Source organism: Kribbella deserti (assembly GCF_042434725.1).
Taxonomy (GTDB): Bacteria; Actinomycetota; Actinomycetes; order Propionibacteriales; family Kribbellaceae; genus Kribbella; species Kribbella deserti.
The window spans coordinates 73,753-89,500 of the sequence record NZ_JBHLTC010000028.1 but is presented as its reverse complement, the minus strand read 5'-3'; the positions used below and the strand labels follow the sequence as shown (position 1 = coordinate 89,500).

At 68.4% G+C, this 15,748-nt stretch carries 6 protein-coding genes; 4 read left to right on the top strand and 2 right to left on the bottom strand.

Translation table 11 applies throughout. The features are described 5' to 3' along the window. Positions 1-48: 48 nt before the first annotated feature. Positions 49-1,287, top strand: coding sequence for an FAD-binding protein (locus ACFFGN_RS21175; RefSeq protein ID WP_380050421.1), 1,239 nt, complete (start codon positions 49-51; stop codon positions 1,285-1,287). Between the two features lie 102 nt (positions 1,288-1,389). Then, positions 1,390-2,244 carry a tryptophan 2,3-dioxygenase gene (locus ACFFGN_RS21170; protein ID WP_380050419.1) on the top strand — a complete coding sequence of 285 codons (855 nt, stop codon included), beginning with the start codon at positions 1,390-1,392 and terminating at the stop codon, positions 2,242-2,244. A 1,167-nt stretch (positions 2,245-3,411) separates the two neighbouring features. On the opposite strand, the gene ACFFGN_RS21165 is transcribed toward ACFFGN_RS21170, so the two are convergent. Together ACFFGN_RS21165 and ACFFGN_RS21160 are read right to left on the bottom strand one after the other, a co-directional pair. After that, positions 3,412-8,484: an AAA domain-containing protein gene (locus ACFFGN_RS21165; protein WP_380050417.1), complete on the bottom strand. Its 5,073-nt coding sequence runs from the start codon at positions 8,482-8,484 to the stop codon at positions 3,412-3,414. A gap of 16 nt (positions 8,485-8,500) precedes the next feature. Continuing rightward, the gene (locus ACFFGN_RS21160; RefSeq protein WP_380050415.1) at positions 8,501-9,754 is read right to left on the bottom strand and encodes a M48 family metalloprotease; all 1,254 of its coding nucleotides are present in this window, start codon (positions 9,752-9,754) and stop codon (positions 8,501-8,503) included. 79 nt (positions 9,755-9,833) lie between these two features. Here ACFFGN_RS21160 and ACFFGN_RS21155 point away from each other — a divergent pair, with 79 nt between their 5' ends. Both ACFFGN_RS21155 and ACFFGN_RS21150 read left to right on the top strand, forming a co-directional pair. After that, entirely contained in the window at positions 9,834-10,547 is a 714-nt protein-coding gene (locus ACFFGN_RS21155; protein ID WP_380050413.1) for a hypothetical protein, read from the top strand. A 180-nt stretch (positions 10,548-10,727) separates the two neighbouring features. Continuing rightward, entirely contained in the window at positions 10,728-15,608 is a 4,881-nt protein-coding gene (locus tag ACFFGN_RS21150) for an NAD-glutamate dehydrogenase (RefSeq protein WP_380050411.1), read from the top strand. The last annotated feature ends 140 nt before the right edge of the window (positions 15,609-15,748 follow it).

Below are 15,748 nucleotides of genomic sequence, written 5' to 3'. Positions count from 1 at the left end.
GCCTAGGCTTCCTCCTGACATGCGGGGCGTTCTGATGAGGGAGAAGCCGTGGGATTGACGAACTGGGCCGGCAATGTCGAATTCTCGGCGGGGGAGTTGGTTCGCTGTGCCTCGGTCGCGGAGGTGCAGGAGGCGGTCGCGTCCGCTGAGCGGGTCCGCGTGCTCGGCAGCGGGCATTCGTTCAACCGCATCGCCGACACCACCGGCACGCTGATCTCCGTCGCGGGTCTGCCCCCGGTGGTCGAGGTCGATACCGCCGCCCGGCAGGTCAACGTCTCGGCCGGTCTGCGCTACGGCGAGGTGACCGAGCGGCTCCACGCCGCGGGTCTCGCCCTGCACAACCTCGGCTCGCTCCCGCACATCTCGATCGCGGGCGCCTGCGCCACCGGTACGCACGGCTCGGGCGATACCAACGGAACCCTCGCCTCGGCCGTCGCCGCGATCGACCTGGTCCGGGCCGACGGTTCGCTCATCCGCGTACGCCGGGGTGAGCCCGACTTCCCCGGTTCGGTGCTGGCGCTCGGTGCGCTCGGAGTGGTGGTCGGCCTGACCCTGGACGCCGTACCCGCGTTCGACGTACGCCAGTTCGTGTACGACGACCTGCCGCTCGACCGCCTCGGCAGCGACCTGGACGCGATCTGGTCGAGCGCGTACAGCGTGAGCGCGTTCACCGATTGGCAGCGGCCCGTCGCGCAGATCTGGCGGAAGGCGCTCGCGGACCAGGAACCGCTCGAACCCGGCTGGCTCGGCTCAACCCCGGCGGACGGCCCGCGTCATCCCGTGCCGGGTATGCCCGCGACGTACAGCACGGAGCAGCTGGGAGTGCCCGGGCCGTGGTTCGAGCGGATTCCGCATTTCCAGCTGCGGTTCACGCCGAGCACGGGGGAGGAGCTGCAGTCGGAGTACTTCGTACCGCGGGAGGTCGCGCCGGCCGCGTTCGAGGCGATCGCGGCGCTCGGTCCGAGGATGGCGGGCCTGTTGCAGATCTCGGAGATCCGGACGATCGCGGCCGAGGACCTGTGGCTGAGCCCGAGCCAAGGGCGGGACACGGTCGCGCTGCACTTCACCTGGGTACGGGAGCCCGAGGCGGTTCAGCAGGTGGTAGAGGCGATCGAGCAGGTACTCGCGCCGTTCGGGGCCCGGCCGCATTGGGGCAAGGTCTTCGCGATGGAATCGCCGCGCGAGCTGTACGACCACGCCAAGGACTTCGCGGAGCTGCTCGAGCGGAGCGACCCGGCGGGCAAGTTCCGCAACGACTTCCTCGACCGGTACTGGCCGCGCGGCTGAGCGCTCGGCGCGTCGCGGCCGGGGTCGCTGCGGTTCGGGGCCGGTTGGTGGCCGGTTGTAACGGCACGGGGTAGTTCCGGGAGCCGGGGTTATCCTCGGGCCGTGACCACTCCGAACGAGTCCACTGCCGCCGCGCAGCCGTCCAGCGAGTCCGTCAAGGGCCGCTGGGACGGTGTCGACGTCCACTTCGGTGAGGAGGGTGGCCGCCTGACCTACGGCAGCTACCTGCGTCTGGGACAGCTGCTCGACCAGCAGCACCTGGAATCCGATCCGCCCGCCCACGACGAACTGCTGTTCATCACGATCCACCAGGTGTACGAGCTGTGGTTCAAGCAGATCCTGCACGAGATGACCGCCTCCCGGGACGCGATGCTGTCCGGTGAACTGTGGCGCGCGCAGCACCTGCTGCGCCGGGTGCACACGATCGAGCGCACGCTGACCCAGCAGGTCGACATCCTGGAGACGATGACGCCGCAGGACTTCGGCGAGTTCCGGCACCGGTTGTCCCCGGCCAGCGGGTTCCAGTCGGTGCAGTTCCGCGAGATCGAGTTCCTCTCCGGGGCGAAGGACCCGTCGTTCGTACGGCGCTTCCGCGGGCTGAGCGAGGCGGAGAAGGTCCGGCTCGCTCAGCGGCTGGAAGAGCCGACGTTGTGGGAGGCCTTCCTGGCGGTACTGGGCGAGGCCGGGTTCGAGACCGAGACCGAGGACGACATCCGCGGCGCCTTGCACAAGGTGGCGCATGACCGGTCCCAGTTCGCGGCGGTCTGGGAGCTGGCCGAGGCGCTGCTGCAGCACGACGAGCTGGCCGCCGCCTGGCGCGCCCGGCATGTGGTGATGGTCGAGCGCATGATCGGCACCAAGCCCGGTACCGGCGGTTCCTCCGGCGCCGGCTACCTCCGCAGCCGCCTCGACCTGCGGTACTACCCCCTGCTCTGGTCCCTCCGCAGCTCCCTCTGATCTCCTTTACGTTCGTTCGTTCTTTGCGCTCGTTCGTCCTTTTGCGTTCGTTCGTCGGAATCCGCCCTGTGCCGCCGCGGACCTGTGCCTGCTCCGGTCATTTCGCAGGACGTCGGTAGCTGTTTCGCGGCCGGACGTTGGTGATAGCGGCAGGGTTGATGCGACGGGGTCGTGCGCGTCTTCACTCACGAGTGCGCCCGACTCACCGGCTACTGAACAGCCTCGGATCGATCTTGGTGAGTCCACTCGACATAATTTCGGCCTTGGTGTCAGGGGTGAGTGCAATGTCCAGCAGGCGCACAAGTTCAGATCTGGCCGAAGCCGGGATTTGTTCCGTGGTCACCCGTCCCCCTGAGTCTTTCGAATTGTCGGGCCGAACCGTCCCGCGTCAAGGGGTGGAATCGGCTTCGCCGATGCTGCGCGCCCTTGACTCGGGCCGCTTGGGCCAAGCGCAGCTGGCTGTCAGGGGGACGCGTGAGGTATGGCCGGTCGCCTTCGAGTGATCCCGTACCCGGAGCAGGCAGTGGCGGCTCCGCGCATGCGGACGAACGGGTTCTACCTGCGCCTATTCACCAGGTCCCCTCCTTGGAGGTCGGGGGTCGACGTGCCAAATCTGACGGGTCCACCCCCGATTCCGACGGCCGACCCTCGGAACAAATCACCCGAGACGGTCGGGTGCCGAGTTTCGGCACGGCTACCTGGCTGCAACCGGGTAGCCGCGCAAAAACTCGGTAGCGGGCACACTAAAACCCGGCAGTCGCACTGCAAGCCGGTAGTGGGCGCGCCACAACCCGGCTGTCGCAGTGCAAGCCGGTAGTGGGCGCGCCACAACCCGGCTGTCGCAGTGCAAGCCGGTAGTGGGCGCGCCACAACCCGGCTGTCGCAGTGCAAGCCGGTAGCGGGCGCACCCACAAACCAGGCAGCCGCTCCACGACCCGGGCTCGCGTCGTATCAGCGGTCGCACGAATCGGCCGGCTAAGCGCAAGACGCCAACCAGGCGATCTGTTCGATGCCTGCACGGCGAAGCGACGATTGACCAGGTCCTCACCGACGTCCTGGCACACAGGCATGTCACCACTGTCCCGAGACATTGCAGACTTGTGCTGCTCCGCGGTGCAGGCAGGGCGGATTCCGGCCAATGAACGCAAAAGAAACGGCGGCGAGGGCTTAGGCGTCCGAAGGCCGGGACAGGGCGTCTTGCAGGGTGGTGAGCACGGCTTCGGGGTTTTGGGTCCAGTCGGTGCTGAGTACGTGTTTGACTCGCCAGCCGCCGGTCGCGAGCGCGCGCGGATGGGTGCCGAGGCGCTCGAGCAGGGAGTCGGCCGCGACCCGGTCAGGCGTGTCGACCAGGACCGCCAGCCGATGCCCGATCTCACCCGGCCGGCGTAGAGCCAGGTCGCACCGGAACACCGACTCGCCCACATCCGTAGCCACCTCGACGCCTGCCGCGCGAAGGGCCTCGGCCAACTGGCGAACCACCGTGGAGTGCTCGCGAGACCCGGCGGTACGTCGTACGGCGGGATAGCCGGCGAGGGCGGCCTGCGCGGCGGGAAGATCGCCGCGCGAGATGGCCTCGGCGTATCCCAGGAAGCGGCGCAGGGCGTTCGCGCCGTCGTTGTAGGTGTTGGTGATCGCGTCCGGCTCGATGCTCGACACGATCACCATGTGTTCGCGAGCGCGGGAGAAGATGACGTTCAGGCGTTTTTCCCCACCGGCGGTGTTGATCGGGCCGAAGTTCATCAGCATCCGCCCGTCCGGTCCGGCGGCGTAACAGACGCTCATCACGATGATGTCGCGTTCGTCGCCCTGTACGTTCTCGAGGTTCTTCACGAACAGGCTGACGTCCTGGTCATCACGCGTGCGAACCAGCTCCGCCTCGTAGGCGGCGGCGAACTCCGGATCGACCTGAGCCAAATCCTCCAGCGCCCGCTCGATCTCGCCTTGCTGGGCCTCGGAGAACGCGACGATGCCCAGGCTCTTGCCGGTATCGCGCCGGAGCAGATCGCGGATCATCGCCGCGATCCAGCGCGCCTCGGCCGGGTTGGTCCGTCGCTGGTAAACGCCATCGGCCACCCGCACGGTGGTGATACTGCCCGCCAGCACGCTGTCGATGATCGAGCCGACCTCACCGGCCGGGCCGTGCACCGTCCACGGTGGAGCCGTGCGGGCCGGCAGGCGATCGGGAATCGTCGCCAGCCGCCCTTGGTAGAAGGCCGCGTTGCTGAACGAGATCAGCGCCTCCGACCGGCTGCGGTAGTGCCACGTCAGCATGGTCGAGGCCAGCCGTTGCGCGCTGATCGAGAGGAAGCTGTCCTCGTCCAGGACCACGCCCACCTGCTCGGCTTCGGCGTCTTCCGCCTCGGCGCCTTCGGAGGTTGGTGTGGCGACGCGGAAGTACTGCGTGGGTGGCAGCTGCATCTGATCGCCGACCACGATCACCTGCGGGGCCCGGTGCAGCGCCGGCACGGCCTCCTCGATCGGAATCTGGCTGGCCTCGTCGTACACCACCACGTCGAAGGTGGTGTCCAGCGGCAAGGTGTCCGATACCGATGACGGGCTCATCAGCCAGACCGGCCGCAACAACGAAACCACTGAGCCGGAGGCTCCGGACGACAGCTCGCGGATCGACTTGTAGCGCATCACCTTGCCGAACTCGTGTTCCAGCTCGCGCCGCCCGGCGCTGAAGGTCTTCTTGCGCTCGCGGTCCTCGGGCGACATCCCGCTCGCGCTCAGTTCGGAATGCGCCAGCTCGGTCTGGAACCGGCGGCGGACCTGGGCCACGACGGCGGCCGCGTTCAGGTCGGTCAACTCGTCGTAGGCGAGGCCCAGCTGGCCGACGATGCGGTCGAGCTGTCCGGACGAAAGCTCGGGTGCACCGGCGCGAGCCCGGTCCCACTGCAGGCGACAGACCGCGAACTCCAGTTGATCCGGCGTCGCGTCCAGGCGCCGTACGGCGTGCTGAACCGTGGCCGGGGCGGTACCGAGGGCCTTGAGTGGGACCGCCAGCGCCTGCAGCGTCGGCACGATCCCCGGCGAGGCCAGTCGATCGAGCAGGCCACGCAACTCGCCAAGTGTCAGCGCCTCGGTGGATGGATCGAGCAGTTCCGCGCCGAGTCCCTCCGCCTGCCGCAAGGCCGCTCCCACCGCCACGAGCGCCTCTGCCGACCTGGGCGAGTCGGTAAGCCGCACGGCCAAAAGCGGATCGGCCTCGGCCGTACGGCGGATGCGCGCCAGGTTCGACGACAACTCGACCAGATCGGCCGAACCCCACGTGCGCGCAGCGTCTTCCTCGGCTTGGCGGGCCAGTTCGCCGCGATGATGGGCCTCGGTCAGCAGGTAGAGCGCGTCGGTGACGGAGGCATGTTCGGTCGCGGCGTCACGATCGAACCGCCCGGCCACCATCGTCTTGACCCGTCGCCAATCGCGGCTGAGGAACCGGAAGGCCCGGCGCTCCTTGTCGTGCGCAATCCCGTACGCCGCTTGGGCCTCTGTGGCCGAAGGCGCAGGCTGCTTCCAGCCGCGGGCGTCGTACCAGGCTCTGGCCGCGGCCGACTGGACGCTCTGCTGGGCGTCGCGGGCCGCGATCAGCTCGCGCGCGATGCTCGATCCGGGGTCCAAGGCCTGCTCCCGGCCGCGCTCGACCAACGGCGCAAGCACCTCGGCAGCGGCAACCAGCTCGTGCAGTTGCCGCACGGACAAGTCGTCCCAGGAGTCGCCGGGCAGCGTCGCGAGGACGTCTGCCCAGGCGGTCCGGACGCGCTCGGCTCTCGCGGGGATCTGGAGATCGGCGCCGGGCTCGTTCCAGCGGTCGGCCCGGATAGACGCCAGCAGGCTCCGGCTCAACACGCCCTCGCTGGCCGGGTCCACCGCCGGCAGCAGACGGGACAACTCGAGCACCGCCGCGCGGGCCTGCCACCAGTCGGCCGCGGACGGGATCAACCTGCGCTCCGCGACGGGCAACTCGTCACCCCAGGCCTGATCGCGCAGGTCCGCCAGCCGGCCGACCACCTCACGCAGACGTGGTTCGTTGCCCGAGGCAAGCAGTGCCTCGAACTGCGCGACGGTGTGCAGCAAGCCGTCGATCCGGGTGGTCACCTCGGTCCGCCGGGCGATGAGTTGATCGAGATCGTCACCGGCGGAAAGCCAGCTCTCGTAGGTCTCACGCAGCCCGTGCACGAAGGCCTTCTTGTCGGTCTGCGAGTCGTGGATCAACGTGCACAGCTCGTCCAGCCCGCGCCCGGCGAGGCGAGCATGTACGACGTCGAGGGCGGCGCGCTTCTGGCAGACGAACAACACCCGACAGCCTTCCGCCACGAAGTCGGCGATCATGTTCGTGATCGTCTGGGACTTACCCGTGCCGGGTGGTCCCTGAATGACGAAGCTCTCGCCCCGGCGGGCCCGCGCGACCGCGGCGACCTGCGAACCATCGGCGGGCACGACCAGATGGCGCTCGGCCGTTGGCAGCTCGGCTGGTTCGGCCGAGAGCGGACGCGGCTCATCCGAGAACAACTGGTCGAACGACGGACAGGACCGCCCGGTCGCGAGCAACTCGTCGTAGTCGCGCACCAGCCCGAGCGTGCGGTAGTTGAAGTTGGCGAGCGCCACTGCACAAAGGTCGAAATCCCACGCATACGGACTGGCGCCCGAGCCCTCGTCCAGGGTGTAGGTGTCGGTCTCGATCGGATCAGCGGCCGATGGCGTGCGCGGATGCTCCGGACCACTGAGTACGACGCCGATCGGCAATTCCTGCACGGCCAGTTGATGCCGGAAGATCTGCACACCAAGTGGCTGGTAGTCGGTCCGGCGATAGGAGTACGGATAGTGGCGGCCGCCGAATTCGTCCGCGAGATTGCCGCGCTGATGCCGCCGGTAACCGCGCAGCCGGACCATCGCGCGGTTCCGCACCAGGTCGATTCGCGGTTTGTCCTGGAACCGCAGCGTCAGCCCCGGCTCCGACGCCTGGAACTGCGCGGTCAACCCGGCATGCAGTTCGGTCATGGCCGTCGGGTTGCTCAGATCGACATGCTCGGGCAGGCGAGCGCCGTACAGCTCGCGCAGCAGATGACGCAGCGTCGGGTTCACCTCGGCGACCGGATCGAGCACGCGCAGGGTGTACGAATCGCGAACGCCACGCTTTTTCGCCAGTTCCACCTTGAGCAGCAGCAACGGCGAGGACAACCTGGTGTCGGGATCATTCTTGAGGTCGTGCCAACGCAGGAAGACCGGCACGAGGCGCAGCTGGTCCTGCCCGAACTCGGCGCGATCCCGCCGGGCCGTCGAGATCAGCTTGTCGAGCGAACTCGCGGCATATGGCGCCTCCTCATATCGCACCCACTTGCCGAGGGAATGCGTTTTGCCCGCGGCGAGTTCGGCCTTCCAGGTGAAGAGGTGCTCCGGCCGGATCGTCCGCACGTCGAGCATCAGCGGGACCGACGCCTCGGTCAGATTCAGGCTTTGCGCGGTATGGCGGAACTGGACCAGCTTGTTGCGCCGGGACAAGTCGAACAGCCGGTGCCGCAAGGCCGTCAGCACCGCCGCCCGGCGATCGGTCTCGCGCTCGGTGATGGCCGCGAGATCGAAGTCGAGCGGCTGATCGCGATAGTTCTCCAGCCGGTCGATCAGCGAGCGCAGATCCTGGGCCCGGCGATGCCGATCGGGCTCGGCCATCTGCACCGCGACCGCGGCGATGACCGGATGCACCGGCGTACCGATCCGGAAAAGGTTGCCCTGGGCATCCATCAGGCGGGCGACGTCCGCGGGCCGGTCGAAGTCGAGGCCGCAGGCGAGCGCGAGCAGCAGCTGGCCCAGCGAGAAGACGTCGGTGAGCGGGTCGTGGTGACCGACGACGTGCTCCCAGCCCTGCCAGCCGGGCACAAGAACGGGCGAGGTGATCGCGGCCGGAACCGGCTCGGTGACAAGTTGCCGCGGCGAACCGCCCGCGTGCTCCAGATCGGTCTCGACCCGCCGCTCGCGCACGATGTCGACGGCCGCCGGGCGACGGCCCTCGCGCAGGCGCAACTCCGCCGGCGCGAGCACGGGCCGGGTGGCCTGCTCAGGCGCGAACCCCAGCCGGCTCTGCTCGTCGAGCGTGATCCGGTCCAGCCCGCGCAAGGGCGCGACCAGGCCGCGCTCGTGCACCTCGGCCGTCTGGTGGAACAACGGCAGCACCGCCGCAAGCAGCGCGTCACTGCCGAGGCCGCCCTGGTCGACCGCCAACGCCACCAGCTCCGCCGCCTTCATGACGACCACCCCCTCGTCACCACAGTCGTTCCACACTCGCGGCGGCGACCAGCTCGGCTCGCCGTTTGTCGCTCCACCCGAGCTCGTCGTCGGCCAGATCCTCGAACGTCGACAGGCCCGCTTGCCTGGCGATCCGAATCGCGGCGCTCAATCCCGCGTCCCCGGTGTCGGGGTCAGCCGTCGCCAGATCCAGCAGGAGATAGCCGAGAAAGCGTTGTGTCGCAGGAGTCAGCGCGCGTGGTCTCGGCATCGGCAAGCCATCCACCGGACGCATCGCCAGCGGCTCATCGAACCGTGGAAACGGCCCAGCCGGCGTCGGCAGCTCGGCCGGTGGTGGGTCGAAAAAGGCCGCCGCATGGGTGGCGACCACTGGGCTGCTCAGCTCGGACTCGGCCGCGACATGACTGGCGAAACGCCCGGCGAGCTCCCGCAGCATCGCGGCGTCCAGTACGTCGGGCGCGTCCACGTCGAGCGGCCCGGTAACCACGCCCTCGACGTCCTCACCGGCCAGCCAGCCGCGCAAGGCCCAGGCGCGCGCGACGCCCTCGGGATGGCTCGTACCGCGGCTGCCGCTGCTGAGATCGACCTCGGCGGCCTGCCGGAGATAGGCGTCCGGGTCCACCTGGGCCAACCCGGTCTGAACCTTGAGCAGCGCCCGCACAGTGGTCGCGAGGTTGCCGCAAGCCGTCAGCGCGCCGCGGTCCGCGAACAGCTCGCAGGCCATCGCCCAGCGCCGCCCGGTCTCCAGGTACTGCGGTGGGGTTCGCGCGTCTCCCGCGGCCGCGTCGAGCAGCCGGTCGACCGCGAGATAGGCCCCGTCATCGAGGGTCCACAGCAGTTGATGGGCCAGTTCGTGTCCGCAGATGGCGGTCAGCTCGTCATGGTCGAGCAGATCGAGCAACGAGCCCGAGAAGAGAATGACCGTGTGGTCGGGTTGGTACAGCAGTGAGGCGTTGGCGGGGCCACCTTGGACCTGGAAGAACTCGACCGGCCCGGTCAGGCCCAGCGCCGTACCGGCTCGGCGGGCCGCCTCGTGCAACTCGGGATGACCGGCCGGTTCGAGCCGATAGGCATTACGCAGCAGGGATTCCGGCAGGCCGCGATCGTCGACAGTCGCGGTCCCGCTGTTGCCGCCATGGCCGTCGTCGGGTTCAGCGGCGGGCGTGCCGAGGCGGCCGTGCAGTGACCGCCAGGCGGCCTCGTCCGTGCGGCGGACATGGGCCAGCACGGCTCGGTGGTACGCCAGTGGGGCGAGCGCGATCTCGGACACGCCGTCAGCGTAACGACGCCCACCGACGAAACCCGTAGCGTGGCCAGCGCCGATCCACGCGAGCCGGGAAGTGACCATCGTGAAGCTTTACTCCGACGTCGGAACGCAACGGGCCGGGCAGGTGGTCGGGGACCTGCTGCTGGTCGGCTGGATCGCGTTCTGCGTGGCCCTGGGACTACTCGTTTTCAAAGTCACCAATCTGCTCGGCGCGCCGGGGCGCAAGGTGGCCGAGGCCGGCGACGGTCTGGCCGGTGATCTCCGCCGCCTGGCCGAACCAGCCGGCGACGTACCAGCGGTCGGCAGCAAGCTGAGGGCGCCGCTGGACAGTGCGGCCGGGGCCGCGACCAAGCTCGCCGATTCCGGCCGGGACCAGGCCGCGGCGGTCGAGCAGTTGGCGTACGTCTTGGCCGGGGTCACGATCCTGCTGCCGGTGCTCTTCGCGTTGCTGATCTGGCTGCCGCGCCGGATCCGGTTCTCCCGCCGGGCGACCGCGGCTCAGCGGTTCATCGACTCCGACGCGGATCTGGAGTTGTTCGCCCTGCGCGCGATGGCCAACCAGCCGATGCAGAAGCTGGCCAAGATCAGCGACGACCCGGTCGCGGCCTGGCGCTCGCGCGACACGGCGGTACTGAACCAGCTGGCCGATCTCGAACTCCGTACGGTCGGTCTCAAGGCCCCCGCCCGGCTCCTGGCCCCCGACCCCGGCCGCGACACCGGCGCGGGTCTCACGACCAGCGCCGGCCGCGAGACGGGCCCTGGCGCGCACACCAAGGAGCTGGACCCGCCCGAGTGAGGCCGGCAAAACCAACCCGTCAGTAACCCGACGGCCAGGCCGAAATCCAAGGCGTAGGCAAAAGTTAAGGACCGTCCCGGCATCACACCAGTGACATGAGAGGACTAGTCTCGGAGGTGGGCGCACAAGGGCGTACGCCCCGGCGCCGGGCGCCGCGGTTTCGCGTGGAGACGAGTGGGGATGCAGAACAAGCTGGACGTTCTGAAGGCGGACGTTCTGGGCAAGGCGGTGGCGGCTGGTACGCACCTGCACGAGAAGACGGGTGAGAAGGCGGTCGACGCCGGCAAGCTCACCACGTTCCTCGAGCGGTACTACCGCTACGTGGCGGCGGAGGACATCTGCCGGCGCCAGCCGACCGACGTACTGGGAGCAGCGCGGCACCATTACCGGTCCGCCGCGAACCGGCCCCAGGGCACCGCGAAGGTGCAGGTCTTCACGCCGACCCTGGAAGAGCACGGCTGGTCCGCGAACGGGCACACCGTGGTCGAGATCGTGGTCGACGACATGCCCTTCCTGGTCGACTCGGCCTCGATGGTGATCGCCGAGAACGGCATCGCGCTGCACCTGCTGGTGCACCCGCAGTTCGTGGTCCGGCGCGACATCACCGGCACGCTGCAGGAGGTCATCGCCGACGAGACCGCCGCCGCGGACGGGCACGACCTGGTCCGCGAGAGCTGGATGCACCTGGAGATCGACCGGATCCCCGACCCCGCCGAACTCCGCCGCCTCACCGAGGACCTGAGCCGGGTGCTGAACGACGTGCGCGAGGCCGTCGAGGACTGGCCCAAGATGCACGACAAGGCCGTCGCGATCGCCAACGGCCTGGTCTCGTCCGATCTGCCGGTCGACGACAACGAGATCGAGGAGACCCAGGAACTGCTGGAGTGGCTCGCCGACGAGCACTTCACCTTCCTCGGCTACCGCGAGTACGCCTTCACCATGGACGGCGACCAGGGCATTCTGCGCGGCGTGCCCGGCACCGGCCTGGGCATTCTGCGCCACGACCCGAAGCAGGAGCCGAACGCCGGTCTGCTGCCGCCCGAGGTGAGCGCGAAGGCCCGCGAGAAGAAGCTGCTGATCCTGACGAAGGCCAACTCCCGATCCACCGTGCACCGGTCGTCGTACCTGGACTATGTCGGGATCAAGAAGTTCGACGAGAACGGCGAACCCGTCGGCGAGCAGCGGTTCATCGGCCTGCTCGCCTCGACGGCGTACACCGAGAGCGTCATGCAGGTCCCGGTGCTGCGGCGCAAGGCGTTCGACCTGTTCCGGCTGACCGGTTTCGAGGCGAACAGCCACAGCGGCAAGGGCCTGCTCGACGTGCTCGAGACCTACCCGCGCGACGAGCTGCTGCAGGCGCCGGTCGAGGACCTGCTGCCGATCGTGCAGACCGTGCTGCACCTGCAGGAACGCCGTGCGGTCAAGCTGTTCATCCGCCGCGACGTGTACAACCGCTACCTGTCCTGCCTGGTCTACCTGCCGCGCGACCGCTACACCACCGCGGTCCGGCTCAAGATGCAGGAGATCCTCAAGAACGCGATCGGCGCCGAGTCCGTCGACTACGCCGCGCACGTCACCGAATCGGTGCTGGCGCGGGTGCACTTCGTGGTCCGGATGAAGCAGGGCGAGACGGTCGGGGAGTACGACGCGGACGACCTCGAGCGCCAGGTGATCGAGACCACCCGCGCCTGGGAGGACGACTTCGCCGCCGCGTTGCACGAGAAGGTCGGCGACGTCACCGCGACCAAGCTGACCCGGTTGTACGCGAACGCCTTCGGCCAGGCGTACAAGGAGGACTTCCGGGCCGAGGTGGCCGTGACGGATGTCGTCACGCTGAAGGACCTGCCGCCGGACGACGGCCTGGCGATGTCGCTGTACACCCCGATCGATGCCGAGGGCAACGAGAAGCGGTTCAAGCTGTACCGCACCGGGTCGTCGCTGTCGCTGTCGCAGGTGCTGCCGAAGCTGACCCACATGGGCGTCGAGGTGATCGACGAGCGGCCGTACGAATTCCGCCGCGAAGACGGCACGATGGCCTACATCTACGACTTCGGGCTGCGCGCGCCGGACGCCACCGAGGTGCGGGAGGAGCTGCGGCAGCTCTTCTCCGACACCTTCCAGGCGGTCTGGGACGGCCGCGCCGAGAGCGACAACCTGAACGCGCTGGTGGTGAAGGGCAATCTCACCTGGCGCCAGATCTCCGTACTGCGCGCCTACCAGAAGTACATCCGCCAGGGCGGTACGCCGTTCAGCCAGGACTACATCGAGAACAGCTTCCTGGCGCACGTCGACATCGCGGCGCTGCTGGTCAAGTTGTTCGAGACCAGCTTCGATCCCGTACACGGCGCTGCGGATGACCCGGACCGGGTGGCGGCGGTCGAGCAGCTGGTCAAGGAGATCAACAGTGCGCTGGACACGGTCAAGTCGCTGGACGAGGACCGGATCCTGCGCTCGTACCTGACCGCGATCCGGGCCACCCTGCGAACGAACTACTTCCAGCCTGGGCCGGACGGACAGCCCTGCGGCTACATCTCGTTCAAGCTGGAGCCGACGGCGATTCCGGAACTGCCCGAGCCGCGTCCGGCGTACGAGATCTTCGTCTACTCGCCGCGGGTCGAAGGCGTGCACCTGCGGTTCGGTGCGGTCGCGCGTGGTGGCCTGCGCTGGTCCGACCGGCGCGAGGACTTCCGGACCGAGGTGCTCGGCCTGGTCAAGGCGCAGATGGTGAAGAACTCGGTGATCGTGCCGGTCGGCGCCAAGGGCGGGTTCTACGCCAAGCAGCTGCCCGATCCGGCGGTCGATCGCAACGCCTGGCTGGAAGAGGGCATCGCCTGCTACAAGATCTTCATCTCGGGTCTGCTCGACATCACCGACAACATCGTCGGCGACAAGATCGTGCCGCCCGCGAACGTGGTGCGCTACGACTCCGACGACGCGTATCTGGTGGTCGCGGCCGACAAGGGCACCGCGACGTTCTCGGACATCGCGAACGGCGTCGCCAAGGAGTACGGCTTCTGGCTGGGTGACGCGTTCGCCTCGGGTGGCTCGGTCGGCTACGACCACAAGGTGATGGGCATCACCGCTCGCGGCGCGTGGGAGTCGGTCAAGCGGCACTTCCGCGAGATGGGCCACGACACCCAGACCGAGGACTTCACCGTCGTCGGTATCGGCGACATGTCCGGTGACGTGTTCGGTAACGGCATGCTGCTGTCGGAGCACATCCGACTGGTGGCCGCGTTCGACCACCGGCACATCTTCCTGGACCCGTCGCCGGATGCCGCCACGTCGTACGCCGAGCGGCGGCGGTTGTTCGACCTGCCGAGGTCGTCGTGGGCGGACTACTCGCCGGACCTGATCTCGGCCGGCGGTGGCATCTACCCGCGGACGGAGAAGGCCATTCCGATCTCGGCCGAGGTGGCCGCGGTGCTCGGCCTGGACGGCCAGGTCGGCGCGATGACGCCGGCCGATCTGATGAAGGCGATTCTCAAGGCGCCGGTCGACCTGTTCTGGAACGGCGGCATCGGTACGTACGTGAAGGCCAGTACCGAAACCCACGCGGACGTCGGTGACAAGGCCAACGACCCGATCCGGATCAACGGCGCCGAACTGCGCGCCAAGGCCGTCGGCGAAGGCGGCAACCTGGGTCTGACCCAGCTCGGCCGGATCGAGTACGCCGCCACCGGTGGCCGGATCAACACCGACTTCATCGACAACGTGGCCGGGGTGGACACCTCCGACCACGAGGTGAACATCAAGATCCTGCTGGACAAGGTCGTCGCGGACGGCGATCTGACCGAGAAGCAGCGCAACGACGTGATCGCCTCGATGACCGGTGAGGTCGCGGACCTGGTGCTGAAGAGCAACTACCGGCAGAACGTCGCCCTGGCCAACGCGGCCGCCCAGGCCCCGGCCCTGCTGCACGTGCACCAGGACTGGGTCCGGCGGCTGGAGAAGCAAGGCCTGCTGGACCGGGAGCTCGAGTTCCTGCCGAGTGTCGCGGAGTTCAAGCGGCGTAAGGCCGATGGCCGCGGGCTCACTCCGCCGGAGCTTTCGGTGCTGATCGCGTACACCAAGATCGTGCTGGAGTCGGAGCTGCTGAAGACGACCCTGCCCGACGACGAGTACTTGGCCTCCAAGCTGGCCAGCTACTTCCCGTCGGTGATCCAGGAGCGTTTCGCCACGCCGATGAACGCGCATCAGCTGCGCCGGGAGATCATCGTCACCCAGGTGGTGAACGAGTTCGTCAACTCCTCGGGCATCACCGCGTTCCACCGGCTTTCGCTGGAGACCGGTGGTTCGGTCGAGGACGTCGTCCGGGCGAATCTGGCCGCTTCGCGGATCTTCGCGCAGCCGGATCTGCTCGCGAAGAACGCCGAATTGGACAACGTTGTCGACGCCGAAACCCAGACCCGGATGCGGCTCGAGACCCGCACGCTGGTGGAGCGCGCGACCCGTTGGCTGGTCAGCAACCGGCGGCCTCCGGTCGACATCGCGGAACTGGTCGAGCACTTCGGTCCGGGCATCACCACGGTCAAGGACGCCCTGCCGGACCTGCTGCGCGGACGCGAACTGGCCTTGTTCGAGCAGCGCCGGGAAGGCCTGGTATCCAAGGGCGTCGGCGTCGAGTTCGCCACCCGGATCGCGATCCTCCCCCCGGCGTACGCCGCCCTTGGCATCGTCGAGACCTCCAAGCGCGACAACCTCGACGTACTTGAGGTTGCACGCGTGCATTACGCGCTGGGGGAGCGCCTGCAACTGGGCGTTTTCCTGGAGCGGATCATCGCCTTGCCGCGCAGCGACCGGTGGCAGACGATGGCCCGCGCGGCGCTGCGGGACGACCTGCACGCGGTGCATGCCCGGTTGACCGCGCAGGTACTCGCGAGCACGGATCCGCAGCAGGATCCGGAACAGCGCGTGATGGCCTGGGAGGACCTCAACGCCACGGCACTGGAACGAGCCGCCGTGATGATGGCGGAAATCGTCGAGACCGACGGACCCGAACTGGCGCACCTTTCGGTTGGTCTGCGGCTGGTCCGGACGTTGCTGGACAACCCGGCATAAATCGGTTTCCCCCCGGCGTCGTACTCGCGTTGTCTGCGTTTCGCCAACGTCCGGAGAACTTTGGACACTCGGCCAGGGTTCTCCGGACAGTTGGTCAGGGTTTTCCGGACAGGCCGGGCTCGGTGGACGGCGACCCGCTC

Bases quoted from the DNA above. Each gene is read 5' to 3' on its own strand.
- ACFFGN_RS21165 (WP_380050417.1), bottom strand. From the start codon at position 8,484: ATGAAGGCGGCGGAGCTGGTGGCGTTGGCGGTCGACCAGGGCGGCCTC.
- ACFFGN_RS21150 (WP_380050411.1), top strand. From the start codon at position 10,728: ATGCAGAACAAGCTGGACGTTCTGAAGGCGGACGTTCTGGGCAAGGCG.